Source organism: Frankia sp. BMG5.60, from assembly GCF_059428125.1.
In genome coordinates, this window is the sequence record NZ_CM182091.1 from 2,304,382 (window position 1) to 2,317,268 (window position 12,887).

The following is a 12,887-nucleotide window of genomic DNA, read 5'->3' on the forward strand; positions in this document are numbered from 1 at the left end:
CGCTATCACTTACTATCAACCGGCTCGTGAGCGCGCATAGAATGCGGTCACTACGCAAATTGCGCTGCCGGGAGGCGGAGATTAGTTCGCTGTGACGACTATCTTCGAACGTGGCCAGGCGGCTCGCGCCCCGGGATCGCCGCCCGCTGATCGACGCGCCGAACTGCGGGCGGCGGCGGTGACGATGGGCGCCGTGCTGGCCACGTTCGGCACCTCGCTGGCGCTGCGCGGACTGACCGGCGCGTCCGCCGGCATCTCCGTACTCGGCGTGGTCCTCGCGCTGACGCTCAGCCGGGTCGGGCGGGTCGGGCGGGTCGGGCGGGTCGGGCGGGGCGGGCAGGACGGCCCGCGGGCCATGCGGCTGCTGCCGCTACTCGTGACACCGTCGGTGACGCTGCTCGCGAGCGAGGTCGCCGACCTCTCCCGGCGGCATCGGACCGTGGGCGAGGTCCTGTTCACCGCGGCGGTCAGCGGCGCTGTCTGGGCACGGCGGTTCGGGCCGGTGGGCACCCGGGCCGGCACCCTGGCCACGCTGCCGTTCATCGCGCTGCTCGTCACCCCGGTTCCGCCCGACGAAGAGCCGACGTCGCGGCTCGACCTCCTCACGATCGCGCTGATCGCGATCGGCTGGGTGACGATCGGTCGGCACGCCGAGGCCCGGCTGTTCGCACCAGGTCCGCCCCGCCAGCTCCACCGGTCGCCCCCTCCGTCGCTCCGGCGGGATCGGCCGACCGCAGCGCCGGGAGCGGCCCAGCGGGTCACGCCACCCACCTCCTCCATGACCACGCCGACTGCGGGACCCGGGGCCACGCTCCATCGCTGGAGGTTGTTGACCGTCCGCGGCAGCGCAACAGTCACCAAGCTCCAGCGAGGGCGCAGGCGGCGACTTCCGGCGAGCACTCGGATGGCGATCCAGCTTGCGGTGGCTCTCGGGGCGGCCTTCGCCGCGGGGCGCCATGTGTTCGGCGAGCACCGGTCCTGGCTCGTCCTCACCGCCTACCTGGTCCACAGCGGCAACCGCGGCCGGGGCGACGTCGCCTACCGCTGCGCGCAGCGGCTAGCCGGCGCGGCGGTGGGGACGGCGGCGGCCACCGTCGTCGCGGGCCGCTTCCCCGCCGGCGACGACGTGTCGATCGTGCTCGTCTTCGTCCTGCTCGCGCTCGGGGTGTGGCTGCGGTCGGCGTCGTACGCCTACTGGACGGCCTGCGTCACCGGCGTGCTCGCCCTGCTCTACGGGTACTACGGGCAGGCCGGAACGGGGCTGCTGCGGGAAAGGCTGGCCGCGGTGGTGCTGGGCGCGGCGATCGGTCTGGCCGCAGCCTGGTTCGTCCTGCCGGTACACACGGGCGACGTCCTGCGCCGACGGATCGCCGACCTGCTCGCCGCCCTGACGGACTACCTGGTCGTCTGCCAGACGGGCCGCGCCCACGTGCCCCGCCCACGCGGACCGGCTCCACTTGGCGCACCCACTTCGACGCTGGCCGCGCAGCCGCCGGCCACTGCCGGGCCAGGCCCGAGCAGGACGTCACCCGAGATCATGCGCGCCGCGCTCGGTGCAGCGCACGACCGACTGGAGGCCGCCTTCGACCAGCTCGCCCTGGTCGCCCCGCCGCTACGGGCGCACCGGGCGTTGACCCGCCGACCACGCCGACACCGCCGACCCGGCCAGGCCATCCGGCCGCACCGGTACGACGCCGTCGCGGCCCTGCTCGCCTGCCTACCGGCCCTGCGCGCGCTGACCCGTGAACTCGACGCCCGCGGCGCCCCACCTGGCCCCGTCGCGCGCCGTGACATCGCTCGAGCCCGCACCACCGTCGTCGAGACCCGTCGCGCCCTGGGCCGCGCCGCTGCCGCCGCGGCCCGCCGCTGAGTCACGCGCCACCGAAGGCGTCCTCCCGGCACCCGGCACCCGGCACCCGGCACCCGGCACCCGGCACCCGCGATCATGGTTTCCGCGGTTCCGCGGAACCGCGCCATTGATCAGGTGCCGGCGGTGAGGTCCACCGCGATCTCACCGCCGAGGGTGAAGCCGGCGCGCAGCTCCAGCGCGTCCCCGCTCCAGAACCGCCCGGGGTCGTACCAGTTCGGCGCCCGGCCGGGCGGGAGCAGGCCCATCGCCTCGTAGGTGACGGCGACGACCTCGGCGCAGTAGGCGGTCTGCAGTGCCTGCGGGGACACCGCGCGGCGCGGGCGCGGGAACCGTCCACGCAGCCAGCGCGTCGCGAGCTGGGCGGTGGACGGGAACGGGGTGCCGTCGAGGCGGGCGACCGTGCGCAGCGCGGCGTCCTCCCGTCCGGCGCCGACCGCCGGCGAGAGCTGCCGCAGCCAGGCCCGCTGGCCGTAACGGCGGGCCCAGACCTCCACCGCCGCCCGCAGGTCGTGGAGCTGCACCCCGCGGTGGTGTGTGCCAGCCCAGACGTCGGGCAGCGCCTTGCCGAGCTCCGCGTGCCACAGCAGCGGGGGGAGATCGTCGAGCACGATCGCCATGCCGACGTGGTTGACCGGGCTGTTCGTCGTCGTCTGGATGGCCCGGTCCGCCGCCGTGCGACCACGGAACAGCCACAGGTCACCGGTGCGGGCCAGCTCCAGGGCGTCGGTCAGGCCGATCCGCGCATCGGGCATGCCGGTAAGCATGCCCCATCCGGGCCGGCACGCCGTAGCCTGACGGGATGCATCAGCCTGGAACGACGCGCCAGCCTGGAAGGACGCGTCGGCCCGGCAGGACGCCTCAGGCCGGTGGGGAGCGTCAGGCCGGCGGGCTGCATCTCGCCCGGTGGGGGAAGGTGCTCGGCGTCGCCGGGCTCGCGGGGGTGGCCGCGACCGGCGTCCTGGTCGCCCGCGACCAACGCCAGCGCGGCTCCTACTCCCCCGACGAGATCCGCGCCCGGCTCCAGGCCCGGGCGGCCGCCGACGGGAGCGCGGCACCCCCGACACCCGCCGATCATGAACCGGGCGTCGCCGGCGAGCCGACCGAAGCGCGGCGCGGTCGGCTGCTCGGCCGGCTGTCGCGCCGGTTCACCCGACGGCGTCCGAGGGCCATCGGCTGATCGCCCGGCCGAGATCCTCCCCGACCGTTCCGGGGACGGTGTTGATTGCTCGGTGCAGGCTGCCGAGCTGCTTGTGATGCTCGTCGAACGGGACGGCGACGGTGTGCACGCCGAACCGGGACAGCACGGGCTCGGTCCACGGCGCGCTGGCCGTCGACACCAGCGCCGCCGGTTCGTCGCCGCCCGTCACCCAGGCCCCGGACCGCGGGCCGGGCAGGAAGAACACCCCCGCGGCGAACGCGGCGACCATCTCCGGGGCCAGCGGGCAGACGGCCAGCTCGATGCTGCGCAGCGCGTCGACGAGGGTCGTCTCCCGGCTGGCCGCGCCGTGACTTTCGACGACGGCCGGCGCGTGCAGCCGGTCCGCGGCGACGAGCGCGATCCCGGGGCCGAGCCCCAGCCAGTGGTCCAGATGCGGCTCACCCGGGCGGAGCAGCTCGTCGCGGACCCGCACGACCCGACCGAACGCGGCGAGCAGGTACGGGCGCAGCAGCCCCCACGCCGCCGGGCTGGTCCGCGCGCCGGTGCCGAGGACGGCGACACCGTCGCAGGTGACGAGGTCGCCGCCGGCCAGGAACAGTGGCTCGGGCACCCGCACCTCCGCCGAGCGTCCCCGCAGGCCGCGCAGGACCGCCGCCATCACGACCGTCTCCCGCGCCCGGTCGCGGCGGCGCAGCCGGCCGACGGCGATCGCCCCGCCGAGGTCGAGGTAGTGGTCGCGGGGAAACATCAGGCCGGCGAGGGGGCGCAGGGCGTAGCTCTCGTCCGGCTGGTCGGGACCGATCACGCCGCCGCCGGCGGCTGGGTCGAGCAGCAGCCGGGGCTGGCGCAGCACGACCGGGGCGAGCGCCGGGACGGACCAGTCGCGCATCACGTCGCGGGCCGCGGACAGCCGGACGTCGTCGTCGGCGCTGACGGCGCGGGCGGCCAGTTCGAACAGGACCTCGCGGGGCAGGGCGGCGAGGATCTCCGACGGCGCGCGCGGCTCGACCCCGAGGTCGAGGAGCGCCGCCCGCACGGCGGCCGACTCCGCCGCGGCCCGAACCGGATCGTAGGCGGGCCGCCCCGACCGGAACACCGACGTCTCCACGGGCTGTACGACGGTCGGATTCTGGATGAGCACCATCGGCCCGCTCACCGCGCCGCCACATTTCATTTCGGCATTATGCAAGGCCGCCGACGACCGGAAGGCCGGTGCCCGCCAGCTCGTCACGTCGCCCAGCGAGCCGACCGATCAAACGCCTGTCCGACCCGCCACCAAGAAAGCGGAATTTCCTTCTACGGGATACACGGAGAATAAGGTCAGGGTAGCGCCGGCCGGCGGGTCAGAGGACGAGTTCGCCGACGGCCCAGACGGCCGCCATGGCGACGCCCGCGACGAGTTCGACGAGCACGCCGATGCCGAACGCGACGATCGCCGCCCAGGTGGTGCCGCCCGCGGTGCGGTAGTCGCCGAGGCGGATCAGCTCCGCCACGTAGATGCCGAAGACCCCGCCGATCAGCAGCCCGAGAACCGGCACGACGAAGAAGCCGACGATCGCGCAGACCACGCCGAGGACCAGGCTCTGCCAGGGCACCCCCCGCCCGGCGGTGGCCCGCGCGGGCAGCACGTACTTCGTCAACGCGCCGATCACGAACAGGGCCGTCATCAGAGCCAGCACGATCCAGCGGCCCACCCCGCCGCCGTCCGCGATCACCCACCACAGCCCCGCGCCCCAGACGAGGACCAGGCCGGGCAGCACCGGGAGGACGATTCCGACCAGGCCCACGGCCATCACCAGGGCGACGGCGAGCAGCTCACCGGTACTTATGGCGCGACCTCCCTCGAACCGCCTTTCCGAGAAGGTACCGGTCGCGGGACCTCCCCGGGCCCGCCTGACAAACGAGCGACCACGCAGTTCTCGTCACCTTCACCTCGATTCTCCACCTTGATCCCCGCCCCGCCTTGATCCCCGCCCTCACCTCGATGGCCGCCGCCGACCTCCCCGCCGCCCCCCGTTCCTCCCGCCGGTCGCGGTGCGTCTCCATCCGTCGCCGGGGCGTTGCGTGCGGCGATGCGCCGCCCGGTCTCGGCGAGGGCGGCCCGCAGCTCCTCTGGCGCCAGCACCTCGACCCCGTCACCAAGCGCCAGCAACTGGGACAGCGCGACATCCGGACCCTCGGTGGCCAGCTCCACCACCCGCCAGCCGTCGCCGTCCGGCGGCGAGGCGCCGGCGAGGGCCGCACGGGCGGCGAACGGGTCGACGGCGTGCCGCAGGCCGCGTACCGCCGCGGGGGACAGCCGCAGCCGGCAGGTCGAGCGCAGCAGGGAACGGGCGAACTCGTCGCTGCCCGCGCGCCACCAGGCGGCGAGGTCGAAGCCGTCCGGCCGGTCGAACGTCTCCGCCCGCAGGCTGGCCTGGGAGATCCGCCCGACTCGGTAGCTGCGGATGTCGCCCCGGTGACGGGCCGCCAGGTACCAGGTGCCCGCCTTGCAGACCAGCCCGAGCGGATCGACCCGCCGCGCCACCCCCCGACCCGCCTCCTCGCCCGCCGCACCCGCCGCACCCGCCGCACCCGCCGCACCCGCCGGATCGTCGCCGGCGCGGGCGTAGCGCAGATCGACGCGGCGCCCGCCCCACACCGCCTCGGCGAGCGTGGCCAGGTGCGGCACGGCCTCCTCGCGATGGAACCATCCCGGCGCGTCGAGCAGGAACCGCTGGCGGACCTGCCCCGCCTGGACGCGGGGCCGCGGCGGCAGCGTGGCCAGGACCTTCGTGCGCGCGGCCGCGGCGATCCCGGCAAGCCCCAGCCCGCCGAGCACCTCGGGCCCGGCGCCGATCAGCAGCAGCGCCGCCGCCTCGTCGCCGGTGAGCCCGTCGAGGCTGGTCCGCCAGCCGTCCATCAGCCGCACCCCGCCGGCCCGCCCCGGCTCGGTCCACAGCGGCACGCCGGCGTCCTGCAACGCCGCGATGTCACGGTGCACCGTGCGGACGGACACCTCCAGCTCGGCGGCCAGCTGCGCCGCCGTCGCCCGCCGCACGGCCTGCAGGTGCAGCAGCATCGCGGTCAGCCGGCTCGATCGCATCTCGCGATGCTAGGCCGAAAACCATGACGGAAGATGGCAGGGTTCACGTCGCAGGATGGCCGGGTGACGACATCCTGGCGCGACTTCGAGACCGCCTACCCCATCCTCGCCGACACCGTCCGCACCCGGTTCGAGGCGTTCCGCCACCATGTCCTGGCCACGATCCGCGCCGACGGCTCCCCGCGTACCAGCGGCATCGAGGTCACGTTCCGGTCCGGCGAGCTGTGGCTCGGCAGCATGCCCGCCGCCCGCAAGTCCCGCGACCTGCGCCGCGACCCCCGCTTCGCGCTGTCCGCCAACCCCGGACCGGGCACCGACATGGCCGGCGGCGACGTCCGGATCGCGGGCCTCGCCCGCTGGGTCGACGATCCGGCGACCCTGGCCCGCTTCGCCGAGCAGGTGCAGCCCCCCGAGCCGTTCGACCTGTTCCGCGTCGACCTCACCGAGATCGTCCGCACCACCGTCGACGAGCCGGCCGAGGAGATCGTCCTGACAAGCTGGCGCCCCGGCTATCGCGCGGTGCGCCGCCAGCGCCGCGGCAACAACTCCGCCACCATCCACGAAACCTGGGCCACGGCAAACCCGTGACCTGCGCTGACTCCGGACTTGTCGCGAGCGGGAGGAAAACCCCTTCCATTACCGGCCGGCGGCGATCCGGATATGGCATGCTCGATAAATGCCGGACGGGGTGACACGGGCATGGAAGCACGACTTCTTCATCAGCTACACCGCTGCCGACAGGGAGTGGGCGGAATGGGTTGCCTGGCAACTTGAACACCTGGAGCGCACGCCGGGTGAGCCGTTCCAGGTCTTTATCCAGGACTGGGACTTCGTCGTGGGCACCGACTTCGTCACGTGCATGCAGGACGGCCTGACCCAGGCCGAACGGGTTGTACCCATCCTGTCGGAGGCGTACCTTGAAACGTCTTCCTACGGACGGGCGGAATGGCAGGCCGGATTCCGCCGCGACCCGCTCGGCGCCGGGCGGGTGGTCGTCCCGGTGCGCGTACGGCCCTGCACGCCGGCGGGCCTGCTCGCCGGCCGCAGCTACATCGATCTCGTCGGCCTGGACGAGGGCGCGGCCAGGGCGACGCTGGCCGCGCAGATGCACGCCACCGTGACAGGTCGCGCGAGGCCGGCGGCCCCTCCCCCTTTCCCGGGTCCGCCCGCCCCGGCCATGCACCCAGACCCGACCATGCACCCAGACCCGACCATGCGCCCAGACCCGGCCAGACACGGGCGACGGCGGTCCATCTCGGTGCTCCACCTGTCCGACCTGCGCCTCGGTGGCGCCGACGAGACCGGCGTCGACGTGCTGTCGATACTGACGCCGATGCTCGACGACCTGCGCGGCCTCGGCGCGCACCGGTCGCGCGTCGACGAACACGCCGCGGTCGCCGACCTGATGGTCGTGACCGGGGACCTGACCCGGACGGCGTCCGAGGACGAGTTCGATCGGGCCCACGACTTCCTCGTAGGTCTCGCCGACGGCCTGGGCCTCGCCCGCGAGCGGATCGTCGTCGTGCCCGGCGACCTCGACGTCAACGCCGCGCTCTGCGAGGCGTATGTCGCGCAGGAACGCGCCTACAAGCGCGCGGCCGTCCCGCCGCACTGGCCGAAGTGGGCGTTCTTCGACGGCTTCCTGCGGCGGCTGCACGGGGCGGAGGCCGAGGCGCGCTTCCAGCAGGGACGCGAATGGTCGGTCGTCGCCCTCCCGGAGTTGAAGGTTGTCGTCGCCGGGCTGAACTCGACGATGGCGCAGACCCACGAGGTGCGCATCGGCGAGATCGGCGAGCGCCAGCTGAGCGCGGTGGCGGAGGAACTCGACCAGGGCGGATGGGCGGGCTGGCTGCGGATCGGCGCGGTGCACCACGCCCCGGCGAGCGTCGCCGGCACGGATGCCCGGGCCCTCCTGCACGATGGCGAGGATCTGGACCGGATCCTCGCACCCCGGTTGCACCTGCTGCTGCACGGCGGCCACGGCGACGGCCGCATCGGCCGGCTTCCGGTCGGCCTGCCGGCGATCCCGGCAGGGCCCGGGCCGGCGGACCCGCGCAGCGCCGACGCCGCCGCGACACTGAACCCGGGACCAGGCCGCTACCAGCTCCTCGACATCGACGCGGCGGGATTCGATCGCAGGTCTCGGGTGCTCGCGCCGGGCGGCGAGGCCGGTTTCGACGCCGACGACGCACTGTCGGCCCGCGTCGCGGTCTCATTCGACACGGCGCGTGAGACGATCGGTCACGGCCCCGGGCCCGCTCAGGACACGGTCCGAGCCTCGGCCGAACAGGCCGAGCCTGACGACGCCTTCGACCCCGACGACTCGCCGCGGCGGCGGCCGGCGGCGGCCGCCCGGCCGCGGGACACCCTCGACGAGCTTGCTGAGGTGGCGCGGCTGCACCACCGGGACGCCGTCGTCGAGCGGGTCGAGGCCGCCGGGGACATGCCGACGCATCTGCGGGTGCGGCGGACGGAGGGCCGCATCGTCGAGCTGCGCCTGATCGGCCTGGTCGAGGGCGGAGTCGACGAACTCGCCGTCGCGTCCTTCGCGGTCGAGATGGCCCGAACCTATCTGGCCTTCCCGTTGCGGCTGACGGATCTGGTGTACACCGGCGACGCCCCGGCGTCGCCGAAGCTGGTGGCCTTCGCGCGCGGCCGGGGCGTCCTGCTGCTGAGCATGCCGGAGTACCAGGGCGTGTTCGACCTGCGCGGCTACCGCGCCCGGCAGACCGAGGAGCTGCTCAGCGACCCGGGCTACCCTCCCGCCGCCTACGTCCCGCAGCGCATCCGCCGCATCGACCGCAGCCGGGCGCCGGTCGGCGGCGACGCCCTGGAGATGGTGCTGGACTGGCTGGCCACCGACGACGCGCGGTTCATCCTGGTGCTCGGCACGTTCGGCCATGGCAAGACGTTCCTCGTCCGCCAACTCGCCCTGGCCGTGCCCGAGCGCCTCCCGCACGTCGACCCGATGCTGATCGAACTCAGCAAGCTGGAGAAGTCGTTCGACCTCGACCGGCTCGTCGCCCAGCACCTGGTGGACGCCGGGGTGCGCCAGCCCGACCTGGACGCCTTCCGGTACATGGTCCGCGAGGGCCGGGTGGTGCTGCTGTTCGACGGCTTCGACGAGCTGGCCGCACGGGTCACCTACGCGCGGGCGAGCGCCTATCTCGACGGCCTGCTCGCGATCCTCGACGGCACCGCGTCGGCCGGCGGCGGCGCGGCCGGGCCGAATCGAGCGAAGGTCGTCGTGACCAGCCGGGCCGAGTTCTTCATCGACGACGACGAGGTCCTGACGAGAACCGGCGAGAAGGTCGAGCGGACGCTGGGACGCTTCATCGTCCGCCTGGAGGACTTCACCCCGGCGCAGATCGAGCGTTACCTGGTCGGGCACTTCACCCGGGCGCTGACCGCGGGCCGGCCGACCGACGAGACCGCCACCGCCGACGCGGCGCGACAGGCGGCCACCCGCCTCGCGCTCATCGCCGACGTGGACGACCTGCTCGAGCTCGCCCGTAACCCGCGGCTGCTGTCGTTCATCGTCGAGATCGACGACGAGCGGCTGCGCGCCGTCCGGGACCGGGCCGCCAGCACCGGTGACGGCCGCGTGACCCTCGCCGCGCTGTACGCCGAGCTTGTCGATCAATGGTTGACGTACGAGGCCGATCGTTCTCCAGAGCTCACGCTGGCCGAGCGTCACGTCGCGGCCCGCGAGCTGGCGGTCGCGATGTGGCGCGGCGGCGAGGCGGCCGTCGATCTGGCCGGGCTGACCGAGATCGCGGCACAGGTGCTGCGCGTGATGGGCCGGCCCCGCGGCCTCAGTGTCGACGAGACCGCGCACCTGCTGGGTTCCGGTACGGCGCTGCGCCGCGATCCCGACGGCCGCTTCTCGTTCATCCACCAGTCGGTACTCGAATACCTCGTCGCGGTCGAGATCGCCGCCGGGCTCGCCGGCTCCGGCCAGGAGGGCACGGCGTCCCGGCGCGGCGCGCCCCCGGCCGAGGCCCTCAGCGCCGAAGCCCCGGCGACCGCCGCCGACCTGCTCGCCGCCGAGGAGATGTCCGGTCTCATGCTCGACTTCCTGGTCGATCTGGCCTCCCGGAGCCGACTGATCGCCTGGGCGGAGTCCACGGCGAGCGCCCCGGACGCGCCCACCATCGCCCGGGAGAACGCCGTACTGGTGGCGCGGCGCCTCGACGTGCTTCTCGGTAACGGCGCCCGGCTCGCGGGCACCGATCTGTCCGGACGCGATCTGTCCGGACGCGCCCTGCGCGACGCCGACCTGCAGGGGGCGAACCTCACCGACGCCCGGCTCGACGGTGCCGACCTGCGTGACGCCGACCTGAGGACGGCGATCCTGCGGGGGGCGTCACTGCGGGGCACCCGGCTGTCCGGTGCCGACCTGAGGGGAGCGGACCTCACCGGCGCCACACTCGTCGACGTGGTGTCCGGACGCGTCACCGCGGGCGGGGCCGTGCTCGACGGCGCTCGGATCCAGGGCGGACGGCTCAGCGGCCTCGTGCTCACCGACGCCTCCCTGCGCGGCGCCGAGCTCACGGGCACCGTCCTCGCCGGCGTGGACCTGTCGGGCGCGGACCTGTCAGGCGCAGTCCTCACCGACGTGACGGTGACGGACGCCCGGGTGGGGGGCAGCCACTGGTCACGGGCCGCCGTCCTCGGCGGATCACTCGGGTCCGCGGCGGGCGCGACGGTGCTCGACGCGGCGGCGATTCCCGGATCGGACCACGCGGACGCGGTGACGGCGCCGGCCGCCGCGCCCCAGAACTCGGTGGCGTTCTCCCCCGACGGCACCGTGCTGGCCACCGCCGCCGCCGACGGCACCGCCCGGCTGTGGGACGCCGCCACCGGCCACCCCCTGCGCACCCTCACCGGCCACAACGGCTCGGTGTGGTCGGTGGCGTTCTCCCCCGACGGCACCGTGCTGGCCACCGCCGCCGACGACCGCACCGCCCGGCTGTGGGACGCCGCCACCGGCCACCCCCTGCGCACCCTCACCGGCCACGACAACTGGGTGTGGTCAGTGGCTTTCTCCCCCGACGGGAAGGTGTTGGCGACCGCCTCCGCCGACGGCACCGCCCGGCTGTGGAACGCCGCCACCGGCCACCACCTACGCACCCTCACCGGCCACGAGGCATCGGTACGCTCGGTCACCTTCTCCCCCGACGAGAGCGTGTTGGCGACCACCTCCGCCGACGGCACCGCCCGGCTGTGGAACGCCGCCACCGGCCACCACCTACGCACCCTCACCGGCCACGAGGCATCGGTACGCTCGGTCACCTTCTCCCCCGACGGCACCCTGCTGGCCACCGCCGCCGAAGACCACACCGCCCGGCTGTGGAACGCCGCCACCGGCCACCACCTACGCACCCTCACCGGCCACGAGGCATCGGTACGCTCGGTCACCTTCTCCCCCGACGGCACCCTGCTGGCCACCGCCGCCGAAGACCACACCGCCCGGCTGTGGAACGCCGCCACCGGCCACCACCTACGCACCCTCACCGGCCACGAGGCATCGGTACGCTCGGTCACCTTCTCCCCCGACGGCACCCTGCTGGCCACCGCCGCCGGCGATCACACCGCCCGGCTGTGGGACGTCGCCGCGGGCCACCCGCTACGCACCCTCACCGGCCACGACCGCCCGGTGCGCTCGGTGGCCTTCTCCCCCGATGGCAGCATCCTGGCCACCGCCGCCGGCGATCACACCGCCCAGCTGTGGGAGGTGGCCACCGGCCGACCCCTGCGCACCCTCACCGGTCACGACGGCTGGGTGTGGTCGGTGGCGTTCTCCCCCGACGGCACCGTGCTGGCCACCGCCGCCGACGACCGCACCGCCCGACTGTGGGACGCCGCCACGGGCGACCCCCTGCGCACCCTCACGGGTCACGACAACTGGGTGTGGTCGGTGGCCTTCTCCCCCGACGGCACCCTGGTAGCGACCGCCTCGGACGACCGCACCGCCCGGCTGTGGGACGCCACCACCGGCCACCACCTACGCACCCTCACCGGCCACGACCGCCCGGTGCGCTCGGTGGCCTTCTCCCCCGACGGCACCCTGGTAGCGACCGCCTCGGACGACCGCACCGCCCGGCTGTGGGACGCCACCACCGGCCACCACCTACGCACCGTCACCGGCCACGAGGCGTCGGTGCGCTCGGTCGCGTTCTCCCCCGACAGCACTCTGGTAGCGACCGCCTCCGACGACCGCACCGCCCGCCTGTGGGACGCCACCACCGGCCACAGCCTGCGCACCTTCACCGGCCACGACCGCCCGGTGCGCTCGGTCGTGTTCTCCCCCGACGGCACCCTGCTGGCCACCGCCGCCGACGACCGCACCGCCCGCCTGTGGGACGCCGCCACCGGCCACAGCCTGCGCACCTTCACCGGCCACGACCGCCCGGTGCGCTCGGTCGTGTTCTCCCCCGACGGCACCCTGCTGGCCACCGCCGCCGACGACCGCACCGCCCGGCTGTGGGACGCCGCCACCGGGGACGCCATCGCGTCCCTGATTCCCATGCCGGCGGGATGGGCCGTCCTGCTCGCCGACGACGCCTACAAACTGGTCGGTGAACCGGACGGCGCATTCTGGTGGGTCATCAAGAACGTCCGGTTCGAACCGGGCGACCTTGACCGCTACGTCCCGGCCATCCACCGGCTCCCGCCCGACGCCCCGCTGCCGCTGCCGCCGCCTGGGCACGCCGCCGGACGACGTCAACATCGTTGATTATCATGGCAGGATCGACGACACCGAGAAAGAT

Annotated in this window: 8 protein-coding genes; 4 read left to right on the forward strand and 4 right to left on the reverse strand. The window is 74.3% G+C overall.

Annotated features, from left to right (window positions below; translation table 11 throughout):
• Window positions 1–91 precede the first annotated feature (91 nt).
• Window positions 92–1,870: an FUSC family protein gene (locus AC5R91_RS09245; protein ID WP_495396738.1), complete on the forward strand. Its 1,779-nt coding sequence runs from the start codon at window positions 92–94 to the stop codon at window positions 1,868–1,870.
• A gap of 110 nt (window positions 1,871–1,980) precedes the next feature.
• Here AC5R91_RS09245 and AC5R91_RS09250 read toward each other — a convergent pair whose 3' ends face one another.
• Window positions 1,981–2,634 (reverse strand): hypothetical protein, encoded by a 654-nt coding sequence (locus AC5R91_RS09250; protein ID WP_495396739.1) that lies wholly within the window; start codon window positions 2,632–2,634, stop codon window positions 1,981–1,983.
• A 149-nt stretch (window positions 2,635–2,783) separates the two neighbouring features.
• Between AC5R91_RS09250 and AC5R91_RS09255 the strand changes: the two genes are divergently transcribed.
• Window positions 2,784–3,047, forward strand: a complete 264-nt coding sequence (locus AC5R91_RS09255) for a hypothetical protein (RefSeq protein WP_495396740.1) — start codon at window positions 2,784–2,786, stop codon at window positions 3,045–3,047.
• Here the strand turns inward: AC5R91_RS09255 and AC5R91_RS09260 are convergent.
• The 3 genes from AC5R91_RS09260 to AC5R91_RS09270 all read right to left on the reverse strand — a co-directional run bounded on the left by AC5R91_RS09260 (window position 3,016) and on the right by AC5R91_RS09270 (window position 6,114).
• The gene (locus tag AC5R91_RS09260) at window positions 3,016–4,185 is read right to left on the reverse strand and encodes an arginine deiminase family protein (protein WP_495396741.1); all 1,170 of its coding nucleotides are present in this window, start codon (window positions 4,183–4,185) and stop codon (window positions 3,016–3,018) included. The two genes, AC5R91_RS09255 and AC5R91_RS09260, sit on opposite strands and share 32 nt — an antisense overlap.
• A gap of 187 nt (window positions 4,186–4,372) precedes the next feature.
• Window positions 4,373–4,858 carry a DUF456 domain-containing protein gene (locus AC5R91_RS09265; protein WP_495397925.1) on the reverse strand — a complete coding sequence of 162 codons (486 nt, stop codon included), beginning with the start codon at window positions 4,856–4,858 and terminating at the stop codon, window positions 4,373–4,375.
• A complete protein-coding gene (locus AC5R91_RS09270) occupies window positions 4,855–6,114 on the reverse strand; it encodes a helix-turn-helix transcriptional regulator (protein ID WP_495396742.1) in 1,260 nt (419 codons plus the stop codon). The genes AC5R91_RS09265 and AC5R91_RS09270 overlap by 4 nt, the downstream gene beginning before the upstream one ends.
• A 33-nt stretch (window positions 6,115–6,147) precedes the next feature.
• On the opposite strand from AC5R91_RS09270, the gene AC5R91_RS09275 reads away from it, so the two are divergent.
• Together AC5R91_RS09275 and AC5R91_RS09280 are read left to right on the forward strand one after the other, a co-directional pair.
• Entirely contained in the window at window positions 6,148–6,702 is a 555-nt protein-coding gene (locus tag AC5R91_RS09275) for a pyridoxamine 5'-phosphate oxidase family protein (RefSeq protein ID WP_495396743.1), read from the forward strand.
• Window positions 6,703–6,802: 100 nt separating this feature from the next.
• A complete protein-coding gene (locus AC5R91_RS09280) occupies window positions 6,803–12,853 on the forward strand; it encodes a TIR domain-containing protein (protein WP_495396744.1) in 6,051 nt (2,016 codons plus the stop codon).
• Window positions 12,854–12,887: the final 34 nt, after the last annotated feature.